This window comes from Promicromonospora umidemergens, assembly GCF_024171995.1.
Lineage (GTDB): Bacteria > Actinomycetota > Actinomycetes > Actinomycetales > Cellulomonadaceae > Promicromonospora > Promicromonospora umidemergens.
In genome coordinates this window covers 90,386-111,531 of the sequence record NZ_JAMTCT010000016.1, presented here as the reverse complement: position 1 = coordinate 111,531, position 21,146 = coordinate 90,386, and the positions used below count along the sequence as shown (strand labels likewise).

Sequence of the window (21,146 nt, the reverse complement as noted above, 5' to 3'; positions counted from 1 at the left end):
GCGCGAACGGGCTTCGTCTCCATCGGCACGGTGCCCAGCCGGCCCCGTCCGTCACTACGGACCATCAGTCCTGCGCCCCGATCGGCTCTGCCTGCATCGCACGACGGGGGCTCGACCCGCCCTGACCCCGTTCGGCCAGCTCGCGAGATGCCTGAAGGTACGCCAGCGCGCCGGTGGATGTCGCGTCGTAGGTCATCACCGTCTGGCCGTAGCTCGGAGCCTCGGAGATGCGCACCGAGCGCGGAATCGTCGTCTTGAACGTCTCCGCCGGGAAGTGCGACCTGACCTCCCCTGCCACCTGCTGCGCGAGGTTGGTGCGACCGTCATACATGGTCAGCAGGATCGACGAGACACGCAGTTCCGGATTGAGGTGGGACCGGATCAGGTCGATCGTCTTCAACAGCTGGCTCAGCCCTTCGAGCGCGTAGTACTCGCACTGGATGGGAATGAAAACTTCACGGCCCGCCACGAACGCGTTGACCGTCAGGAGACCCAGGCTCGGCGGGCAGTCGATGAGGACGTAGTCGATCCGCTCCTCCCCTGCGGCAATGCGGTCGTTGAGGTACTTGTCGATCGCCTTCCGAAGTCTCGTTTCACGTGAAACCAGCGAGACGAGCTCGATCTCGGAGCCGGACAGGTCGATGGTCGCCGGCACTCCCCAAAGGTTCGGAACGTCGGGACACTGCTGGACCGTGCTTGCCAGAGACTCCCCCTCCACGAGCACCTCGTACACCGACGGGGTGCCTGCGCGGTGCTCGATCCCCAGCGCTGTGGAGGCATTTCCCTGCGGGTCGTTGTCGATCACCAGCACGTTCAGGCCGGACAGCGCCAGTCCGGCGGCGACGTTCACGGTTGTCGTGGTCTTACCGACGCCACCCTTCTGGTTTGCCACCGTGATGATGCGCGTCTTCGGTGGACGCGGGAACCGGCGCCCTTGAAGCTCAATGCGTCGGCGAGCATCCATCGCGAGCTCGGCGGCGACAGGAGTCGTGTCGTCAACGGCCGGGACGGTTGCGATGAGGGCTGACCGACGCTCGTCATCGCCACCGTGCGGGCCGCCTGTGGGCTGCTGCGTGCCATTGGGCATCTGCACGGGCCCCGACGTTTCACGTGAAACGTCGGGAGCGGAGAGGCTCTGCACAGGAATCGGATCCGTCACGCGGACACTGTAATCGCTGGCCGTGTCTTCTGGCTCGAACTCCGGCTCAGTTTCTCCGTCGAAATGTGTGAGGTCCTCATCGACGAGGGCGCCCGACTCGTCTTCCGAGCCCCACGAAGCCGACCCAATGACCGCGGGCGCCGCGTTGACCGCCGCATCTAGTGCCTCGCTCGCCCGCCGGATTGCGTCGGCCGGGACCGGTCGGTCGGACGGCAGCTCCTCCATCTGATCGGGATCGTCGTCCTCGAACCCAGTGTCCATCGGATCCTTGGAGTCTTCGGGCGACTCAGGCGACTCGGGCGACTCGGGCGTGCCTGCCGCCCCGGTGGCTGCTGGCGCCGCTGTCGTGTCGGAGTCCTGCTCGCCATCTCGGCTGGCAGGCGTCGTGACCGACTCGATCAGCTGGCTCAACGCAGTCACGTTCTTTCCCTCGGCCCCCGGGCGGTCCTGGCCCCACACCTGGTCGCGGGGACCATCGTCCACGATCTCGGGCAGCGGCAGGGCCATTTCCTCGGACGACGAAATCTGTTCCGCCTCCTCAGCTTCTGCCAGGTCGCCGGTGGGAGTGTCCGGCGCGCCCTCCTCACCGGGGTGCGAACTCTGCTCGCCACCGTTCCGGTTCTGCTCGCCCGCGTTCCGGTGCTCCGCGCCGTCCGTAGCGATCGGGGCGTCTGGTGCGCTGGCGTCTGGTGCGCTGACGTCCCGTGCGCTGACGTCTGGCTCATCGGGTTCGGAGGCACTGGCGTCGGGTGCATTGGAATCCGAAGGGCGAGCCTCGGAAGCCGCACCCTGGGAGACTCCGCTCGCAGCGGTCCCTGGCGCAGGAACGCCCGCCTCTGCAAGGTTGGATCGACCCGCCGCCCACTGACCGGACTCGGCCTCAAGATTTGCCTCAGGATTGGCCTCGGCATCGATCCCGCGCGAAGTCTCGTCGACCGGATCATCGGGGTGTTCGTCGAACCCAGAGTCGATCGTTCGACCGGCTGGTGCCGCCTCGGCACCAGGGTCGGGGACAGCAGCCGATGGTTGGGCACCCACCGACGCCTCCTGCAGCCGAGTGTCGGTGCCATCCGACCCTGGCTCCCCCGGCCCGCCCGCGCCATCCGGCCCGGACTGTTCCGTGAGCATGGAGAGCCCCGACGCTCCCCCTGGGGTGGCCGCGGTCGACCTGTCTGCCTCCGTCAACGACTCCCTCGCCATGGAGACCGATTCCAAAGCGGACGAGTCGGACGCCGTGACAGCGGCAGCCGGCGCCGCAACAGACTTGGCTGCCGCTACTCGCTTGGACTTTCGTCTGAAGAAGCACACCCGTGTAACGCTAAGGTCGCGGACCTGCTGAAGCGTGTCGAAACGCCGATCCCGGAGTGATCAGATCATCTCTCCGCCGCTATCCGAGTCCGGCGCCTCCCGATTGCTCCCGTCAGGGCGGGCCGATGTCGTGCTTGGCCGATTCCTCCCTCAAGCAGGAGCAGTTTCGCGTGAAGCGGGTTTCACGTGAAACCCGAGCGAGCCCTCCGTCATGCCGGGAAAGGGCTTGAGTACTCCGGCGCAGCCAGCGCCCGCCCGACCCTGTTTCACGTGAAACACGACACTCTGTGGACGGACGAATCCCGGCGCCGCGGCTGGCGTGCCCGATGCCGATTACACCGACCGCATCGGCCCATCGGTCCCGATCTGCTGTGCCCGGCTCGACTCCACTCGCTCTCAGGTCGCTCACCCTCGGGCCACTTCGCCCAGCCCGCGGCGCTGCCGTCAGACCAGTCCGGCGAAGCATGAACGGGAGCGGCCACCGGCAGTGACCGCTCCCGTTCCACGTGAAACATGGTTCTCCGCGACGGCTACTTCCCGCGCCGCACCCGCACGATCGTCGTGGCTTCCACTCCCTCGACGGGGACGCCTTCCAGGACGTCCGGAGTCCCTGAACCGTACTTCTGCAGGACCTTGCGTGCTGGCTCAATCTCTTGGGCAACATTCCGTCCCTTGAGGATCACCATCTCGCCGCCCACCCGGACGAGCGGCATGCTCATCCGGACCAGCTTCGAGAGGGCAGCCACAGCTCGGGACGTCACAGCATCGACCTCGAAGGCTCCGTGGAACTCCTCGGCGCGGCCGCGCTTCACCTGGATATTCGGGAGCTCGAGCTCACTCACGACCTCGGTGAGCCAGGTCGTGCGGCGCTCCATGGGCTCGACAAGGATCACCTCCAGCTCCGGGCGCATCGCCGCGACCACCACACCCGGCAGTCCGGCTCCCGATCCGATGTCGGCCACCGTGCCGGACGTCGGAAGGTACGGCACGACCGCGGCGGAGTTCAGAATGTGGCGCTCCCAGATGCGCGGAATCTCGCGGGGCCCGATCAGCCCACGCAGCTCCCCCTGGCCACGGAGCATCTCCGCGTAGTGCGCTACGCCGTCGTAGGCCTCGCCCAGATAGGCCCTGACGGTGTCGCTCGCACCGAGCGTCTCGCCGTCCGGCACCTCGGCGCTCGCGCCAGAGTCCCACTGCGCCGCCACGTCCGAACCTTCCACGTCTAGCCCTCCACTCGCTGTCGAAAAGTAGCCAAACACACCGGCGGCCGGTGCGCGCCCTCTGGGCGCACACCGGCCGCCGGCCGAGGCCGATGAGTCAGTCGGTGACCGCTGCAGGGTCCGCCGCCGGCTGGACCACTACGTATCGCTCGGGCTCGACGCCGCGCGAGTCGCTGACCAGGCCCGCGGCGGCGACGGCGTCATGCACGACCTTGCGCTCAAAAGCGTTCAGGGGGTCGAGCTCGACCTCCTCGCCAGAGCTGCGCACCTGCTCGACCGCGGCCTCGGCGGCACGCGTGAGCTCGACTCTGCGCGCCGCCCGGTACCCACCGATGTCGAGCATCAACCGGCTGCGCTCACCCGTGCGGGTCTGTACCGCGAGGCGGGTGAGCTCCTGCATCGCGTCGAGCACCTCGCCCTCGCCACCGACGAGGTGTGCGAGCGACGTGGGGTCGTCGGCGACTACCTCGACCGCGGCGCGGTCATGCTTGATGTCCAGATCGATGTCGCCGTCGAGGTCGGCGATGTCGAGGAACTCCTCGAGGTAGTCGGCTGCGATCTCGCCCTCTTCCTCGAGGCGCTTGGTCCGGTCTTCCGGATCCACGACCGGGGCCACGGGATCGGGCGCGGCCGTACCTGTGCTCGCGTTCATCGCGTCTGCCTCCTACTTCTTCTGCTTGCGCTTGCCCGACGACGTCGGGGTGGCCCCTGGAGCCGTACCGGATGGCTTCGGCTTCGAACCGGGCTGCTTCCCCGACGGCGTCCCGGAAGGCTTCGGCTTGGCTGCGGCCTGCTTGCCGGACGTCGTGTCGGGGGCGTCCTGAGGCGCCGACTGCGCGATGGCGGGACGCGTGGGCTCCGGACGGACCGCGCCCTTCTGCCGGTCCTTGCGCTTGGGCTGCACGCGCTGACCGGTCTTCGGCTGCTCGACCACTGGCGTCTCGTCCTCGATGACCTCACCGGTCTTGGCGGCGCGCTTGGCCGCCTTCGCAGCCTGCCGCTCCTTCATCTGCTTCTCGGCGATGGAGCCAGGCGTAGGCATGCGCTTGATCGTGTAGTACTGCTGGCCCATGGACCAGACGTTGGTGACCGTCCAGTAGATCAGCACACCGACCGGGAAGTTCACACCGGAGATCGCGAAGACCAGCGGCAGCATGTACAGCATCATCTTCTGCGTCTGCGCCATCGGGCCCTCGAGGGCCGACGGCGGCATGTTCTTCATGGTCAGCTGACGCTGCGTGGTGAAGGTCGTGACGCTCATCGCGACGATGAGCACGATGACGACCGTGCGCGACACCCACGAGTCGGTCTGCAGGAAGACGTCGCTCAGCTGCGCCCCGAAGAGGGTTGACGACTCGATGTCACCAGCAACGGACTGGGTGATCGGGCCGATCCCCTCCGCGTCACCGGTCGAGATGCCCTCCAGGCCGTTCAGCACCCGGAACAGGGCGAAGAAGATCGGCGACTGCAGCAGGATCGGCATACAGGACGCGAACGGGTTGGTCCCGTGCTTCCGGTACAGCTCCATCGTCTCGCGGGTCATGTTCTCGCGAGAGGCCGGGTCCGTCTTGCCCTTGTACTTCTTCTGCACGGCCTGCAGCTCGGGCTGGATCATCTGCATCCCGCGCGAGGCCTTGATCTGCTTGAAGAACAGCGGGATGAGCACGATGCGGATGACGATCACCAGCGCGACGATCGACAGCACCCAGGCGGTGCCCGGGCCGGCAGCCATCCCGAGGGTCGTGAAGAGCCAGTGCGAACCGTAGATGATCCAGGCGACGACCCATTCGATCGGCCAGAGGAATGCGAAGAAGTCCATCGGTCAAGAAGCTCCAGAGTTGGTGACGCGAAGTCTGCGGGGGGAGGTGCGGGTGTCGCGTACGGCACCACGAGCCGGAGCTGGTCAGCCCTCGGTGTGGGTGTGTGCGCCGCGCGCGGGCGGCACGTCGTCGACACCGCCGAGACTCCACGGGTTGCACCGCAGCAAGCGCCACAGCGCGAGCCCCAGCCCGCGCAGAGCACCATGACGCCGGAACGCGATCAGGGCGTACTGCGAGCAGGACGGGTAGTACTTACAGCTCGGAGGACTCATCGGGCTGATGAACGCCTGGTAGAAGCGGACCATCCCCACGAGGAGCGTTACCGGGAGCCGACCGATCAGCGAGGGCTCGCGCGGCGGTGCCGCGCCCTCGGGTGCGGAGATGGTGGTCATCTCTTCCCGTCTCCGGTTGCCCGTGCGACGGCACGGCGCAGGCACGAGTCGAGGTCTCGATCAAGATCCGCGAACGTGGCTGACGAGGACGCCGGAAGCGCGCGCACGATAGCCAGGGCAGCACTCGGCAACGCCGAAAGCTGCTCGGCCGCGGCGGCGCGTAGCCGACGCTTCACGAGATTGCGCTGCACAGAGTTACCCACAGCCTTGGAAACGACAAAACCGACCTGTGGAGTTCCCGATCCTGGTTCCGAGACATTTTCGTCCGGGACCAACAGGTGAACTACCACGGTCGATCGACCTGCACGCGTGCCGCGGCGCACCGTCCGCTCAAAATCGACGGAACGGCGCAGTCGGTGCGCCGCGGGCAGCATGGCTCAGGCTGAGAGCTCGGCGCGACCCTTGCGCCGGCGGTCTGCCAGGATGGCGCGGCCGGCGCGGGTGCGCATGCGCAGCCGGAAGCCGTGGGTCTTCGCACGACGGCGGGTGTTCGGCTGGAAGGTCCGCTTGCTCACGAGGTACTCCAAGAACGTCGGGGTAGGCACACCGTCTGTCCTCGACGATGCAGTGAATGTTGGCCGATCAGTACAGCGATCTGCCGAGCCGACCCGGGGCCTGGTCCACTGGTCGTGACCGACGTCGAAAGGACGCGGTTCGGATCCATATGTGGGCGCGCAGAAGTACCTGGAACGGCTGTATGACGTTACGCCGTCCACACCCTCGCGGTCAAACCGGAGCGGCGGGACCATGCGTGTCGGACGCGCCACACCACGCGCGTCGCCGGGTCCCACGGGGCCTCGCTGACCGGCCCGTGTACCACTTGTCCAGCGGCGATCCGCGCAATCCACAACCTGTGGACAACTGTGTGGACGGTGCCCCATCATGGCAGACTCCAAGGCACCCCCAAGCAGTTGCATCACCCCGCGCACAAGACGAAGGAAAGCCAGTGGCCAACCCGGACGAGAACATCGGCGACGTCTGGGCACAGACCCTGACGGCGCTCGAGGCCCGGCCCGATATGAGCCCCCGGCAGCTCGCCTTCATCCGCCTCGCCAAGCCCATGGCAGTGCTGGACGACATGGTGTTCATCGCCGTCCCCCATGAGCAGACACGCACCTACTTGGAGACTGCGGTTCGCGACGACCTGGTCTCCGCCATGTCGTCGGTACTCGGCCGGGACGTCCGGTTCGGCATCACCGTGGACCCCGAGCTGAGCAGCCGGGCGCTTGCCGGTCCCTCGCAGATCTCCGGACCGGCCACGCTCTCCCTTGAGCACGAGCCGCCGGAGCCCGAGCAGGCGCAGATGCCGATCGCACCGCAGCCGGCGCCCAAGCCGTCGGCCGAGCCCACCCGGCTGAACCCGAAGTACATCTTCGAGACGTTCGTCATCGGATCGTCCAACCGGTTCGCGCACGCGGCCGCCGTCGCGGTGGCCGAAGCCCCTGCCAAGGCGTACAACCCGCTCTTCATCTACGGCGACTCGGGGCTGGGCAAGACTCACCTGCTCCACGCCATCGGGCACTACGTGCACAACCTGTATCCACACATCCGCGTGCGGTACGTGAACTCCGAGGAGTTCACCAACGACTTCATCAACAGCATCGGCGAGGGCAAGGCCGGCGCGTTCCAGCGCCGCTACCGCGACGTCGACGTGCTCCTCATCGACGACATCCAGTTCCTGCAGGGCAAGGAACAGACGATGGAGGAGTTCTTCCACACGTTCAACGCGCTGCACAACGCCAACAAGCAGGTAGTGATCACGTCCGACGTCCCGCCCAAGAAGCTCAACGGCTTCGAGGACCGGTTGCGCTCCCGCTTCGAGTGGGGCCTCATCACCGACGTGCAGCCACCTGACCTCGAGACGCGGATCGCGATCATGCGCAAGAAGGCAGCGAGTGAGCATCTCGCCGTACCTGCGGACGTCCTCTCCTACATCGGCTCGCGCATCTCGACGAACATCCGGGAGCTCGAAGGCGCCCTCATCCGTGTGACAGCGTTCGCCAACCTGAACCGCCAGCAGGTTGACCTGGCCCTCGCGGAGATAGTCCTCAAGGACCTCATCACCGACGACGACGACACCACCGAGATCACACCGGCCGTCGTCATCGCGCAGACCGCCGCTTACTTCGGCCTGACCATCGACGACCTGTGCGGCTCCTCACGCTCCCGTGTGCTGGTGACCGCCCGGCAGATCGCCATGTACCTGTGCCGCGAGCTGACGGACCTGTCGCTGCCGAAGATCGGCCAGCAGTTCGGGGGGCGCGACCACACCACTGTCATGCACGCGAACAAGAAGATCGCGGGCCAGATGGCGGAGCGTCGCTCGACCTACAACCAGGTCACCGAGCTCACGAGTCGGATCAAGCAGCAGCAGCGCGGCTGACCTCGGGACCCAGTTTCCCACCGGCTCGAAATCGGACGGAACACCTGTTTCCGCATCTTTCCCCACCCCTGTGCACAGCCTCACCGGTGCGCAGGGGTGTTGCGTATACGCACCTCCACAGGTCTATCCACATGCGGATCCGCAGGTTCAGGCCGTTCCGCTCCGCCTGTCCCCAGCGCTGTGGACGAGAACTGTGCAGAACTCGCCTCTCCGCGCTGACCTGCTTCTTTACCCCTGGGGACAAGGCTGTGGACAGCTGTGGATGAACCCCGATTTTCTGTGGGCGGCGACCCCCAAATCGGTGGACAGCCTGTGTGTAAAAATCGGTCCTCCACAGGTGCCCCCAGCTCATGCACAGATGCACCCACAGTTCCTCCACAGGCAGAAACGCCCTCTGACCTGCGCAAAGAGCGGATATCCCCAGTATCCACAACACCGACTACTACTACGACATCTATATCTAAGGGGGAGTCCACACGCCTTCATCAGGCGGTCGGGCAGCTCGAGACACCTCTTCGAACACTAGTACTACAGGCCCCGAGAAGTCCATCCACAACCGCCGCCTATCGAGTGCCACGCGGTCGCCAACTCGCGTAGGGTTTCCCTCGACAGTCCAGGAACAAGAGGAGATGCAACGGCATGAAGTTCAGGGTCGAGCGCGACGTCCTCGCCGATGCCGTGACATGGACCGCTCGCACGCTCCCCACGCGCCCACCGGCTCCAGTGCTTGCCGGTGTCCGGATCGCAGCCGACGCACAGGGCGTGATCAACCTTGCGAGCTTCGACTACGAGACGTCCGCCCGGTCGGAGATCCCCGCGGAGGTCGCGGAGCCGGGCACCGTGCTTGTCTCCGGCCGTCTGCTCGCTGAGATCTCGCGAGCGCTGCCCAACAAGCCCGTCGACGTGGCGCTCGAGGGCAACAAGGTGATCGTCACCTGCGGTGCCAGCCGGTTCACCCTCCTCACCATGCCAGTGGACGAGTACCCGGCACTGCCGGGGCTGCCCGAGGTCAGCGGTACGGTCTCCGGCGATGCGTTCACTCACGCGGTCACGCAGGTGACTGTCGCCGCCAGCCGTGACGACACCTTGCCGCTGCTGACCGGTGTCCGGGTGGAGATCGAGGGCGAGCGCATCACGCTCCTGTCCACGGACCGCTACCGTCTCGCCCTCCGCGAGCTCACCTGGACCCCGGCGACGCCGGGCTTCTCCGCCGTGGCCCTCATCCGTGCACGCACGCTGAACGACGTCGCCAAGTCGCTCGGTTCGGGCGGCCTCGTGAACCTCGGGTTGTCCACAGGGCAGGGCCTCGACCTCGTGGGCTTTGAGGCGGGCGGACGACAGACGACCTCCCAGCTCGTCGAGGGTGACTACCCTGCCGTCCGCCGGCTGTTCCCTGACTCCACGCCGATCCACGCGGTGGTAGCCACAGCGCCCCTGATCGAGGCCGCGAAGCGCGTGAGCCTGGTCGCGGAGCGCAACACTCCGATCCGCCTGGCGTTCAGCGAGGGCCAGGTCGTGCTCGATGCAGGCCACGGCGACGACGCACAGGCCTCCGAGGCGCTGGAGGCAGTGCTGGTGGGTGAGGACATCGCCGTCGCGTTCAACCCGCAGTTCCTGCTCGACGGGCTGGGCGCGCTGGGCACCGACTTCGTTCGTCTGTCGTTCACGCACCCCAACAAGCCGGTCGAGTTCACCGGTCAGGGCAGCCTGGACGGCGAGGACGACTCCTCCTACCGGTACCTGCTGGTCCCGATCCGCTTCACCGGCTGACGGGCCGGGGCCCTTCGGCTGACGGGCCCCGGCATCCACAGCCCGACAACCGCCAGTCTGGACAGCCAGCCTGCGCCAAGGACAGCCGCCACAAGCGAGCCCGTCGATCGACCCTGGAGGAAGCACACACATGGTGACCCACATCGGCCTCGTCGGCCTGGGCAAGATGGGCAACAACATGCGGTCCCGCCTGCGCAACGGCGGCATCGAGGTCACCGGGTTCGATCCGCGTCCGGAGGTGTCGGACGTCCCTACGCTCGCGGACCTGGCAGCCGCGCTCCCGCAGGACAAGCGGGTCGTCTGGGTCATGGTCCCCGCGGGCGAGCCGACGCGTGGTGTGCTCGACCAGCTCGCTGACATCCTGTCCGAGGGCGACATCGTCATCGAGGGCGGGAACTCGCACTACGTCGAGGACCAGGAACGCGCCGCGGAGCTGGCGGAGAAGGGTATCGGCTACCTCGATGTCGGTGTGAGTGGCGGTGTCTGGGGCCTGGACAACGGGTACGGTCTGATGGTCGGTGGCGCTGCCGCAGACGTCGAGGCCGTGCTGCCCGTCTTCGACGCGCTGCGCCCGGAGGGCCCTCGTGAGGAGGGCTTCGTGCACGCCGGCGGTGTGGGAGCGGGCCACTACGCCAAGATGGTCCACAACGGCATCGAGTACGGCCTCATGCAGGCCTACGCCGAGGGCTACGAGCTCCTGGCCGCGAAGTCGGACGTCATCACCGACGTGCACGGCACCATGAGGGCGTGGAGCCGGGGCACCGTCGTCCGCTCCTGGCTCCTGGACCTCATGGTCAAGGCGCTCGAGCAGGACCCGAAGCTCGCGCTCCTGGACGACTGGGTCGACGACTCCGGCGAAGGCCGGTGGACCGTCGACGAGGGGATCGACATGGCGGTTCCGCTCCCCGTCATCTCTGCCGCGCTGTTCGCCCGGTTCGCCTCCCGCCAGGAGCAGTCGCCGGCCATGAAGGCCGTGGCCGCGCTGCGTCAGCAGTTCGGCGGACACGCGGTGAAGTCGGCGGAGTAGCGAGTCGGACGTACGATCTCCTACCGATGTACGTCTCCCACCTCTCCCTGCTGGACTTCCGGTCGTATGCGTCGGCCGACGTGATGCTCGAGCCCGGGGTCAACGCCTTCGTCGGGCGCAACGGCCGGGGCAAGACCAACCTCGTCGAGGCAATCGGCTACGTCGCGACCCTTGGTTCGCACCGAGTGTCCACCGACGCGCCGCTCATTCGGTCAGGCGCCGATCGCGCTGTCGTACGCACACGGGTCGTTCGAGGTGACCGCGCTAGCACCGTCGAGCTGGAGATTACCCAGGGCAAGGCGAATCGTGCTCGGATCAATCGTGGGCAGGCGGTGCGGGCACGGGACGTACTGGGGTTGCTGCGCACGGTGCTCTTCGCTCCCGAGGACCTGTCCCTGGTCAAGGGAGAGCCGGATGGTCGACGGCGGTTCATGGACCAGCTGCTGGTCCTGATGATGCCCCGGGTGTCCGGGGTGCTCTCCGATTACGAGCGGGTGCTACGACAGCGCTCGGCACTGCTCAAGTCGGCGCGAGCGTCCCGCCGGGCGGGCGGCTCGGCACGAGCCGAGAGCGCGGCGGCGGCCGAGCTCGCGACACTCGACGTCTGGGACGCCCGGCTCGCCGAGCTGGGCGCGGAGATCCTGTCCCTGCGGGTCCAGCTCGTCGACGCGCTCCGTCCAGCCGTCGCGGCGGCGTACGAGCAGGTGAGCGATGCTGACGCCCACGCGGAGATCACCTATCGGTCGTCGCTGGCAGCGCTCGCGACCGACCATCCACCGGAGTTGTCCACAGGTCCTGGGGATAACTTTTCAGACGTGGGACACCTGCGGGGCCTGTTGCTGGAAGCCCTGGTCACGGCTCGCCCGCAGGAGCTGGAACGCGGAGTGAGCCTCGTCGGCCCGCACCGGGACGACCTCGTGCTCAGGCTTGGCGGACTGCCTGCGAAGGGCTATGCGAGTCACGGCGAATCCTGGTCCTTCGCACTCGCGCTGCGCCTCGCATCGTTCCGTCTGTTGGGCGGAGATCCGCAGAATTCGGCCGATTCACCCGCCTTTTGGGACCCCGATCTAGGGACAGATGCTGACCCCGTACTGATCCTCGACGACGTGTTCGCCGAGCTCGACGTCCGACGTCGCCAGCGGCTCGCCGACCTGGTGCTGCCGGCTCGCCAGGTACTGGTGACAGCGGCCGTGCCCGAGGACATCCCTGCCACCTTGGACGGCGTACGGTTTCACGTGGAACCCGGGACGGTGACCCGTGACTGACGACTCTCCACAGGGCCCTGTGGATAACTCTGAGCCCCCTTTGACGCCCGCTTCCGAGGTGGCGCGTGCCGCCCTCAACCGGGCCAAAGCAGCGGCTCGCGCCCGTGGCCTGCGCCCGGGAGCGCCCTCGCGGCGCTCTCCCCTGGCCGAACCGCGGTCGAGCGGAGCGGGGCCCGGCGCCCGCGACCCGCAGCTGCTCGGCGCGGTGGTCGGTCGGCTGCTTCGCGAGAAGGGCTGGACCGAGGACGTCTCCGTGGGAGGCGTGATGGGCCGGTGGCGTGAGGTGGTGGGCCCGGAGATCGCCGACCACTGCACACCGGAGACCTTCGAGGACAAGGTGCTCGTGGTGCGGGCGGACTCGACAGCCTGGGCGACACAGCTGCGGATGCTTGCTCCGACATTGCGGCGACGCATGGCGGAGGAGATCGGGGAGGGTGTGGTCGAGGAGGTTACCGTGCTGGGACCGGCCGGTCCCGGGTTCCGGAGAGGACCTCGCTCGGTGCGCGGCCCTGGTCCCAGAGACACGTGGGGTTGAGCGGCGCCCCAGAACTCGCGCGGCCTGTGGATGGACCGCGTAGCAGACAGCAAGAAGGGCTCCCCGGCCGGAAGCCGGGGAGCCCTTCTTGCTGTCTGCTACGCCGTAGCGTCAGCCAGGAACTACTTGGTCACGCGTTCTGCATGCGCTTGCGGGCCCAGACGAGGGCGATGCCACCAGCGGCGAGCAGCGCGGCGAACGCGATGGCGCCACCGACGGTCGCACCGGTCGCTGCGAGCACGGGGGGCTCGTCACCAGCAGGGCTGGGCGACGCGGACGGCTCGTCGTCGACGGGCGCGACGGAGGCCTCGTCCGTCGGCTCGTCCGTCGGCTCGGCGGGGGGCTCCGTGGGTGCGGGCGTCTCGGTGGGTGCCGGCGTCTCGCACTCTTCTTCGAAGACGATGAGCTCGACCGGCAGCAGCGCCGTGCCGTCAGCCTGGGGCTGGTATGCCCCGAGGTCCTCGGGGAAGGCGTAGGCGTCGGAGTTGAGGGCGGCGACGATGCCCGCCTCGGACTTGGTGTAGGAGATCGCCTCGGTGCTCTCCGGCACGGCGACGTCGTCGAGGCTGGCAGCACAGCCGGCCACGACCTCTGGCATCACCGGGGAGACGATCTCGGCGGGCGGCGGGGTCTGGCAGATGCCGATCGAGCCGGACTCCGCCGAGTCGTACCTGTCGCCTTCGTCGTAGGCGTCGACGGTGACGGTCCACTCGTGCGCTGCGTCGAGCGCGAGCCCGTCGTACCGGGCCTGGAAGCTTTGCGTGAACTCGGTGTCCTCGACGGTCTCGCCGTCGATAACCACCGTGACCTTGGCCTGCTGGTAGTACTCGAGGTTCACGTCTACGAATCCGCAGTCGGCGGAGACGTTGGGGGTGTGCGCCGAGGCAGGAGCGGCACTGGCGATCATGCCACCGAACGCCAGTACGGCGAGAGTTCCGCCGGCGAGAAGCTTCTTCACTCTGTAGCCCTTCGAAGTGAGACAGTGCGCCAAGTTGCGCATATGACCGGTCGGCGCCATTAGAGCAGAAAACGAGAAATCAGAGAAATATCACCTTCTGACCGGAAAGTTTCTGACCTTCGCCAGAGTTCGGCATGACGATTCGAAGATGTTTCGTGGCGCGAGACACCGCCTGCCGAACGGGTGTGCGCTCATCGCCCCTTGGCGATGCCGACTGCTCTCCGCCGAGGCGCCGGACGATCTTCGGATCGAGGGCACGGGGGCGCCGCTGGAACCCCTCCAGAGGCCCAAAAATCACCCTGTGGAGAAAGGTTGTGGAGGACTGGCCACAAACGGCATCGGATCCCGGGTTTTCGCCGCTCAGAAGGTACTATGAGGGGGTCAACCGCGCCGGGTTCCCAGGGATCGTCCTGAGGGCCCGGAACGCTGAGCACCGACGAGCCGTCGGACCGTACGTCAGCACCCGAGCACGGCATGAACCCCGAGGGGTCCGAGCCGCTCGTGCAGCCCGCTGGTACGTCCGTCGTCGTGCACATCGTGTGCCTGAAAGACGAGGAGCAACCCCGCCCGTGACAGAGCGAATCGACGGCGGCTACGACGCCGGGAACATCACAGTCCTGGAAGGTCTCGAGGCCGTTCGTAAGCGACCGGGCATGTATATCGGGTCGACCGGTGAGCGTGGGCTCCACCACCTTGTGTACGAGATTGTGGATAACGCTGTGGACGAGGCCCTCGCGGGCCACGCCACGGAGATCGACGTGCGGCTCATGGCCGACGGCGGCGTGTGCGTCGTCGACGACGGTCGAGGTATCCCGGTCGCCATGCATCCCACCGAGGGCAAGCCCACGCTCGAGGTCGTCATGACGATCCTGCATGCCGGCGGCAAGTTCGGTGGCGGCGGCTACGCCGTGTCCGGCGGCCTGCACGGCGTCGGCATGTCGGTCGTGAACGCCCTGAGCCAAAGGTTCGTCTCGGAGGTACGCCGCGACGGCTACCACTGGCGTCAGGAGTACACCGAGGGCGGCAACCCGGTCACCGGCGTCGACCGGCTCGAGCCGCTCGGTCCCGACGAGCAGACCGGTACCACGCAGACGTTCTGGGCAGACGGGACGATCTTCGAGACCACGGAGTACGACTTCGAGACGCTCCGTGCCCGGTTCCAGCAGTACGCGTTCCTCAACAAGGGCCTGAAGATCACGCTCACCGACGAGCGTGCGGGTCACTCGTCCCCGACCGACGAGGTCACAGGGGCCGAGCCGGAGGTCGCGGCGGACGACGTCGTCGGGACCGAGATCGTGCCGGCCGCGGACGGGCGGCCGCTGGACCCGGACCAGGCTCCGGCAAGCGGGCGGACGGTCACGTACCAGTACGAGCACGGCCTCATGGACTACGTCCACCACCTCAACTCCGCGAAGCGGGTGGAGCTCATCCACCCCGAGGTGATCTCGTTCGAGAGCGAGGACACCGAGCGCAAGATCGCCGTCGAGGTCGCCCTCCAGTGGACCAGCGCCTACAGCGAGTCCGTGCACACGTTCGCGAACACGATCTCCACCACGGAGGGCGGCACGCACGAGGAGGGGTTCCGCGCTGCGATGACCACGCTGGTCAACAGCTACGCGCGGGACAAGGGGATCATCAAGGAGAAGGACGACAACCTCACTGGTGACGACATCCGCGAGGGCCTCACCGCCGTCATCTCCGTGAAGCTCGGCGAGCCGCAGTTCGAGGGGCAGACCAAGACGAAGCTCGGAAACACGGAGGCGAAGACCTTCGTGCAGCGCGTGGTCCGCGAGCAGCTCATCGACTGGTTCGACGCCCACCCGAACGAGGCGCGCGACGTCATCCGCAAGGCGATCTCGGCCTCGCAGGCCCGGATCGCGGCGCGCAAGGCGCGCGAGGCGACCCGTCGCAAGGGCGTCCTGAACGGCGGCGGCATGCCGGGCAAGCTCAGGGACTGCCAGTCGCGGTTCCCCGACGAGTGCGAGATCTACGTCGTCGAGGGTGACTCGGCCGGTGGTTCGGCGGTGCGCGGGCGCAACCCGCACAACCAGGCGATCCTCCCGCTGCGTGGCAAGATCCTGAACGTCGAGCGAGCGCGGCTCGACAAGGCGCTGTCCAACGCCGAGGTACAGGCGCTGATCACCTCGTTCGGCACGGGCATCGGCGAGGACTTCGACATCTCGAAGCTCAAGTACCACAAGATCGTGCTCATGGCCGACGCCGACGTCGACGGCCAGCACATCTGCACCCTGCTGCTCACGCTGCTGTTCCGGTACATGCGTCCGCTCATCGAGCACGGTCACGTGTACCTCGCGCAGCCGCCGCTGTACCGGATCAAGTGGAGCAACGCCCCGCACGACTACGTGTACTCGGACCGGGAGCGCGACGCGTTCCTCGAGGCCGGCGCCGCGCAGGGCAAGCGGATCCCCAAGGACAACGGCATCCAGCGCTACAAGGGCCTGGGTGAGATGGACTACTCCGAGCTCTGGGACACCACGATGGACCCGGACCACCGGACCCTGCTGCAGGTGACCATGGACGACGCGGCCGCGGCCGACGAGATCTTCTCGGTACTCATGGGCGAGGACGTCGAGTCCCGCCGCACCTTCATCCAACGCAACGCCAAGGACGTGCGGTTCCTTGACATCTGAGGAGTGAGCTTGCGAGCCCCGCAAGATGTCAACGCAGGTAGAGACATCTGAGGAGTGAGCTTGCGAGCCCCGCAAGATGTCAACGCAGGTAGAGACATCTGAGGAACGAGCTTGCGAGCCCCGACGCCGATCGCCCTCCCCGGGCGGGCGGCGTCGGGCACGGAGATGGTGGCCCAGGAGACGAAGTGACACGCCTTCCGGCGTGGAAAGGAAGTTCAGACGGTGACGGACGAGACCCCCGGTGTGGACAACTCTGATGACGGCATTCCCGTGGAGGACGCGCGAGTAGCGGTACACCACGGCCGCGTCGAGCAGGTGGACCTGCAGCTCGAGATGCAGCGGTCGTACCTCGACTACGCGATGAGCGTGATCGTGGGACGCGCGCTGCCCGACGTGCGCGACGGCCTCAAGCCGGTGCACCGCCGCGTCATCTATGCGATGTACGACGGCGGCTACCGCCCGGACCGCGCGTACTCCAAGTGCTCGCGTGTCGTGGGCGACGTCATGGGCAAGTACCACCCCCATGGCGACACCTCCATCTACGACACCCTGGTGCGTCTGGTCCAGGACTGGGTGCTGCGCTACCCGCTGGTCGCAGGCCAGGGCAACTTCGGCTCGCCGGGCAACGACCCCGCGGCCGCCCCGCGGTACACCGAGTGCAAGATGGCGCCGCTCGCCATGGAGATGGTCCGGGACATCGAGAAGGGCACCGTCGACTTCCGGCCCAACTATGACGGGCGGACCCAGGAGCCGGTGGTCCTGCCGTCGCGTATCCCGAACCTCCTGGTCAACGGGTCGGCCGGCATCGCCGTCGGGATGGCGACGAACATCCCGCCGCACAACCTGCGCGAGGTCGTCGACGGTGTGCGGTGGCACCTGGCCAACCCCGACGCCACTCGCGAGGAGCTGCTCGAGGCGCTCCTTGAGCGCATCAAGGGCCCGGACTTCCCGTCCGGCGCGCAGATCCTGGGCCACAAGGGCATCCAGGACGCCTACCGCACGGGTCGTGGCTCCATCACGATGCGCGCGGTCGTCAGCGTCGAGGAGATCCAGAACCGGATCTGCCTGGTCGTGACAGAGCTGCCGTACATGGTGAACCCGGACAACCTGGCGTCGAAGATCGCCGACCTCGTCAACGACGGCCGTATCAACGGCATCGCGGACATCCGCGACGAGACGTCCGGCCGCACCGGCCAGCGCCTCGTGATCGTCCTCAAGCGCGACGCCGTGGCGAAGGTGGTGCTGAACAACCTCTACAAGCACACTCCGCTGCAGGAGAACTTCAGCGCGAACATGCTCGCGCTGGTCGACGAGGTGCCTCGCACGCTCAGCATCGACGCGTTCGTGCGCCACTGGACCACGCACCAGATCGAGGTCGTGCGCCGGCGCACCGAGTACCTCCTCAAGGAGGCGCAGGACCAGATCCACATCTACGAGGGCTACCTCAAGGCCCTCGACGCGCTCGACGACGTCATCGCGCTGATCCGCCGCTCCCCCGACGCCGACGGGGCGCGGACGGGCCTGATGGAGCTGCTCACGATCGACGAGCTGCAGGCGAACGCGATCCTGGCGCTGCAGCTGCGTCGGCTGGCGGCGCTCGAACGGCAGAAGATCCTCGACGAGCACACCAAGCTGCGGATCGCGATCGACGACTACCTGGACATCCTCGCCAAGCCGGAGCGCCAGCGGGCCATCGTGGGCGACGAGCTCAACGAGGTGACCGAGCGCTGGGGCGACGAGCGCCGCACCACGATCCTTCCGTACGACGGTGACATGTCGATGGAGGACCTCATCCCCGAGGAGGACGTGGTCGTCACCATCACGCGTGGCGGCTACGCGAAGCGGACGCGGACGGACAACTACCGCTCGCAGAAGCGTGGCGGCAAGGGGGTGCGCGGCACGCAGCTGCGCGAGGACGACATCGTGGACCACTTCTTCACGACGACGACCCACCACTGGATGCTGTTCTTCACCAACCTCGGCCGGGTCTACCGCGCCAAGGGCTACGAGCTGCCCGAGGGCAGCCGTGACGCCAAGGGTCAGCACGTCGCGAACCTGCTGGCCTTCCAGCCCGGCGAGAAGATCGCCCAGGTGCTCGACATCCCCGACTACGAGGCCGCGGACTACCTGGTCCTGGCCACGCGTCGCGGGCTCGTGAAGAAGACCCGCCTGAGCGAGTACAACTCACCGCGTTCGGGGGGCCTCATCGCGATCAACCTGCGCGAGGACGAGGCCGGCGCCGCTGACGAGCTGGTCTCGGCCCGGCTCGTGAATGCCGACGACGACCTCATCCTCGTCTCGCGCAAGGGTCAGTCGATCCGCTTCCACGCGGACGACGAGTCGATCCGGCCCCTGGGTCGCGCCACCTCGGGCGTCACGGGGATGAAGTTCCGGGACGAGGACGAGCTCCTGTCCGCCGCTGTGGTCATCGACGGGGCAGACCTCTTCGTCGTCACCGAGGGTGGCTTCGCCAAGCGCACCCGCATCTCGGAGTACCGGATCCAGGGTCGCGGCGGCCTCGGGATCAAGGTCGCGAACCTGGTCGAGGCCCGTGGCGACCTCGTGGGAGCGCTCGTCACCTACGCGGACGACGAGGTGCTGGTCATCATGGAGCGCGGCAAGATCGTGCGTTCCGCCGTTGCCGAGGTCAATCTCACCGGGCGGAACACGCAGGGGGTAACCTTCGCAAAGCCGGACAAGGGCGACAGAATCATCGCCGTCGCACGTAACGCGGAGCGTGAAGATGCGGGCGATGTCGCGGGTGCTGTGGACGAGAACTCCGACGGCGACTCCGCGGGGCGGGTTACCGTGGAAGAGGTTCCGAACCCTGATGAAGTTCCGAGCACCCTTGAGCAGGACAGCACCGGACGCGAGGACAGCTGATGACCAGTGACAAGAGCGGGCCCGTGAGCACGGCCTCGCCTGCGCTCGAAGAAGACCTGGAGACCACCCGGGTACGCAAGGACGTGACCGGGGAGCAGGCTCCGGCCGAGGCACCCGGCACCGCACAGCCAGGGGCGAGCGCGGGTAGCCCGGCGCCGACGGCTGATGCCGCAGCCTCCGGTGCCGCCTCGAACGGTGCGGCCGGCGCGGGGCAGAACACCGACCTGGTGTCCGGGCCGGTCGTCGTCCCCGCACCACCGGCGTCGCCGGCCGCGGCCAGGCCGAGCACGTCCGGGCCCTCCGTGCCGCGCGCGGAGGCACCGGTGCCACCGGCGCCGGAGGAGAGCGGTTCCGCGATTCCGACGACTGGCGGCGTCTGGCGGTCAGCGTACGAGGCGGGCCGATCGGACACGGAGGCAAAGCCGGCTCCGCAGAGTGCGGCGGTACCGGATCCTGACGTGACCGCGAAATCCTGGAACCGGGTTCCGACGCCCGGCGCCCCGCCGGCTCCTCCGACGGGTGCCGCCGAGGGTACGGACGGTGTCCGGGCCGGTGCGATGAAGGCAGCTCAGGCGGCCCTCGACGCGGCCCGCAGCGCGGCCAAGAAGGTGACGTCGATCATGCCTGACGACCAGGCGCGGACGGCCGCTCCCGCGAACGACCCCAAGGCTCGTCCTGAGATGCACTACACGGCTGCAGGGGTGCGCGGCACCGCGACCTCGGCTGACGCTCAGGCGGCAGCCGCCGCAGCGCCGCAGGCGCCCGCGCAGCCGGCGTCGGCACCTACGCCGGAGACGGCGCGGCCGGCTCCGGCAGGCCCACGCCGCGTGCGCCTCGCGATCTCCCGTGTGGACCCGTGGTCCGTCATGAAGCTGGCGTTCCTGCTTGCCGTCGCGATCGCGATCATGACAGTAGTCGCGACCGCCGTGTTCTGGTCGGTGCTGAACAGCTTCGGGGTGTTCACCACGGTGCAGGAGTTCGTGGTGGATGCCGTGGGGCCCCAGAGCGACGTGAACCTCACGCAGTTCGTGGAGTTCCCCCGCGTGATCTCGCTCGCCACCCTGATCAGCATCTGTAACATTGTCCTGTTGACGGCGATCGCCACGATCATGGCGTTCCTGTACAACATCACAGCAGCACTCGTCGGCGGCGTGCACATGACGCTGACCGACGACTGACGCCTCTTTCGGCGTCACCCAGAGCGTTCTCGTGCGCTGCTGCGCGCGACTCGAGGCACGTCACACCGCGGACCACGATTTCGGTTTGGGACATCGTCCCTACCTGGGGTAATCTCCAGTGTCGCGTGAGCGTGCGGAACGCTCGCCCGGGGCTATAGCTCAGACGGTTAGAGCGCTTCCCTGATAAGGAAGAGGTCGGAGGTTCAAGTCCTCCTAGCCCCACTCCCGGACCTGCAGAGGCTCCTCAGGAGGAACTCGTGAAGAAGCTGCTCATAGTGCTACTCGCTGCTGGCGCCGGCTACGTTCTCTGGCGCAAGCTCAGTGAGGACGCAGCGGGGCGCGATCTTTGGTCAGAGGTCACCGACTCGATCGACTGAGCGGCCCTCAGCGGGGCCATGGCGCAATTGGTAGCGCACCTGCTTTGCAAGCAGGGGGTTGCGGGTTCGAGTCCCGCTGGCTCCACATGGTGAAGGCCGCTGACCTCCTGGTCAGCGGCCTTCGACGTTCCTCGTAAGGCATCGACGAAAGAGCGATGCGATGAGGATGACACGGTTCGTGACACGGTTGCGGCGCCGATGGTTGCCCGCGACCGACGGT

General features: G+C 67.4%; 17 protein-coding genes and 2 tRNA genes. 11 read left to right on the top strand and 8 right to left on the bottom strand.

The annotated features are described in order from the left end of the window. Positions 1-64: 64 nt before the first annotated feature. The 7 genes from APR04_RS31110 to rpmH form a co-directional block, all read right to left on the bottom strand. On the bottom strand, positions 65-2,197 hold the full coding sequence (locus APR04_RS31110; protein WP_308292383.1) for an AAA family ATPase: 2,133 nt from the start codon (positions 2,195-2,197) through the stop codon (positions 65-67). 800 nt (positions 2,198-2,997) lie between these two features. Beyond that, positions 2,998-3,687: a 16S rRNA (guanine(527)-N(7))-methyltransferase RsmG gene (rsmG, locus tag APR04_RS21675; RefSeq protein WP_253874168.1), complete on the bottom strand. Its 690-nt coding sequence runs from the start codon at positions 3,685-3,687 to the stop codon at positions 2,998-3,000. Between the two features lie 97 nt (positions 3,688-3,784). Then, the gene (locus tag APR04_RS21670; RefSeq protein WP_253874166.1) at positions 3,785-4,339 is read right to left on the bottom strand and encodes a Jag family protein; all 555 of its coding nucleotides are present in this window, start codon (positions 4,337-4,339) and stop codon (positions 3,785-3,787) included. Between the two features lie 12 nt (positions 4,340-4,351). After that, complete coding sequence (yidC, locus tag APR04_RS21665) at positions 4,352-5,506, bottom strand: membrane protein insertase YidC (protein ID WP_253874164.1); 1,155 nt, start codon at positions 5,504-5,506, stop codon at positions 4,352-4,354. 84 nt (positions 5,507-5,590) lie between these two features. Continuing rightward, positions 5,591-5,899, bottom strand: a complete 309-nt coding sequence (yidD, locus tag APR04_RS21660) for a membrane protein insertion efficiency factor YidD (protein ID WP_253874162.1) — start codon at positions 5,897-5,899, stop codon at positions 5,591-5,593. Continuing rightward, positions 5,896-6,273, bottom strand: a complete 378-nt coding sequence (gene rnpA, locus APR04_RS21655; protein ID WP_253874160.1) for a ribonuclease P protein component — start codon at positions 6,271-6,273, stop codon at positions 5,896-5,898. The genes yidD and rnpA overlap by 4 nt, the downstream gene beginning before the upstream one ends. Positions 6,274-6,276: 3 nt before the next feature. Then, positions 6,277-6,414 carry a 50S ribosomal protein L34 gene (gene rpmH / locus APR04_RS21650; protein WP_108493057.1) on the bottom strand — a complete coding sequence of 46 codons (138 nt, stop codon included), beginning with the start codon at positions 6,412-6,414 and terminating at the stop codon, positions 6,277-6,279. 431 nt (positions 6,415-6,845) lie between these two features. On the opposite strand from rpmH, the gene dnaA reads away from it, so the two are divergent. The 5 genes from dnaA to APR04_RS21625 all read left to right on the top strand — a co-directional run bounded on the left by dnaA (position 6,846) and on the right by APR04_RS21625 (position 12,879). Next, positions 6,846-8,282: a chromosomal replication initiator protein DnaA gene (gene dnaA, locus APR04_RS21645; RefSeq protein WP_308292382.1), complete on the top strand. Its 1,437-nt coding sequence runs from the start codon at positions 6,846-6,848 to the stop codon at positions 8,280-8,282. A 639-nt stretch (positions 8,283-8,921) separates the two neighbouring features. Beyond that, positions 8,922-10,052, top strand: a complete 1,131-nt coding sequence (dnaN, locus tag APR04_RS21640) for a DNA polymerase III subunit beta (RefSeq protein WP_253874158.1) — start codon at positions 8,922-8,924, stop codon at positions 10,050-10,052. A gap of 130 nt (positions 10,053-10,182) precedes the next feature. Continuing rightward, the gene (gnd, locus tag APR04_RS21635; RefSeq protein WP_253874156.1) at positions 10,183-11,079 is read left to right on the top strand and encodes a phosphogluconate dehydrogenase (NAD(+)-dependent, decarboxylating); all 897 of its coding nucleotides are present in this window, start codon (positions 10,183-10,185) and stop codon (positions 11,077-11,079) included. A gap of 26 nt (positions 11,080-11,105) precedes the next feature. Further along, positions 11,106-12,344 carry a DNA replication/repair protein RecF gene (gene recF / locus APR04_RS21630; RefSeq protein WP_253874153.1) on the top strand — a complete coding sequence of 413 codons (1,239 nt, stop codon included), beginning with the start codon at positions 11,106-11,108 and terminating at the stop codon, positions 12,342-12,344. A gap of 40 nt (positions 12,345-12,384) precedes the next feature. Then, positions 12,385-12,879 carry a DciA family protein gene (locus APR04_RS21625; RefSeq protein WP_253874151.1) on the top strand — a complete coding sequence of 165 codons (495 nt, stop codon included), beginning with the start codon at positions 12,385-12,387 and terminating at the stop codon, positions 12,877-12,879. Positions 12,880-13,009: 130 nt separating this feature from the next. Here APR04_RS21625 and APR04_RS21620 read toward each other — a convergent pair whose 3' ends face one another. Further along, positions 13,010-13,837 (bottom strand): hypothetical protein, encoded by an 828-nt coding sequence (locus tag APR04_RS21620; protein WP_253874149.1) that lies wholly within the window; start codon positions 13,835-13,837, stop codon positions 13,010-13,012. Between the two features lie 569 nt (positions 13,838-14,406). Between APR04_RS21620 and gyrB the strand changes: the two genes are divergently transcribed. The 6 genes from gyrB to APR04_RS21590 all read left to right on the top strand — a co-directional run bounded on the left by gyrB (position 14,407) and on the right by APR04_RS21590 (position 21,011). After that, positions 14,407-16,488, top strand: a complete 2,082-nt coding sequence (gene gyrB, locus APR04_RS21615; protein WP_253874147.1) for a DNA topoisomerase (ATP-hydrolyzing) subunit B — start codon at positions 14,407-14,409, stop codon at positions 16,486-16,488. Between the two features lie 222 nt (positions 16,489-16,710). Next, positions 16,711-19,371, top strand: a complete 2,661-nt coding sequence (gene gyrA, locus APR04_RS21610) for a DNA gyrase subunit A (protein WP_372496154.1) — start codon at positions 16,711-16,713, stop codon at positions 19,369-19,371. After that, positions 19,371-20,549 carry a DUF3566 domain-containing protein gene (locus tag APR04_RS21605; RefSeq protein WP_253874145.1) on the top strand — a complete coding sequence of 393 codons (1,179 nt, stop codon included), beginning with the start codon at positions 19,371-19,373 and terminating at the stop codon, positions 20,547-20,549. Before gyrA ends, APR04_RS21605 begins: the two co-directional genes overlap by 1 nt. Positions 20,550-20,697: 148 nt before the next feature. Beyond that, a tRNA-Ile gene (locus APR04_RS21600) sits at positions 20,698-20,771 on the top strand. 35 nt (positions 20,772-20,806) lie between these two features. Next, positions 20,807-20,926 (top strand): DLW-39 family protein, encoded by a 120-nt coding sequence (locus APR04_RS21595; protein ID WP_253874143.1) that lies wholly within the window; start codon positions 20,807-20,809, stop codon positions 20,924-20,926. A 12-nt stretch (positions 20,927-20,938) separates the two neighbouring features. Continuing rightward, positions 20,939-21,011, top strand: a tRNA-Ala gene (locus APR04_RS21590). Positions 21,012-21,146: the final 135 nt, after the last annotated feature.

Excerpts from the sequence above, each read along its gene's own strand:
- APR04_RS21670 (WP_253874166.1), bottom strand. The coding sequence starts at position 4,339 with ATGAACGCGAGCACAGGTACGGCCGCGCCCGATCCCGTGGCCCCGGTC.
- yidC (WP_253874164.1), bottom strand. The coding sequence starts at position 5,506 with ATGGACTTCTTCGCATTCCTCTGGCCGATCGAATGGGTCGTCGCCTGG.
- yidD (WP_253874162.1), bottom strand. The coding sequence starts at position 5,899 with ATGACCACCATCTCCGCACCCGAGGGCGCGGCACCGCCGCGCGAGCCC.
- rnpA (WP_253874160.1), bottom strand. The coding sequence starts at position 6,273 with ATGCTGCCCGCGGCGCACCGACTGCGCCGTTCCGTCGATTTTGAGCGG.
- dnaN (WP_253874158.1), top strand. The coding sequence starts at position 8,922 with ATGAAGTTCAGGGTCGAGCGCGACGTCCTCGCCGATGCCGTGACATGG.
- gnd (WP_253874156.1), top strand. The coding sequence starts at position 10,183 with ATGGTGACCCACATCGGCCTCGTCGGCCTGGGCAAGATGGGCAACAAC.
- recF (WP_253874153.1), top strand. The coding sequence starts at position 11,106 with ATGTACGTCTCCCACCTCTCCCTGCTGGACTTCCGGTCGTATGCGTCG.
- APR04_RS21605 (WP_253874145.1), top strand. The coding sequence starts at position 19,371 with ATGACCAGTGACAAGAGCGGGCCCGTGAGCACGGCCTCGCCTGCGCTC.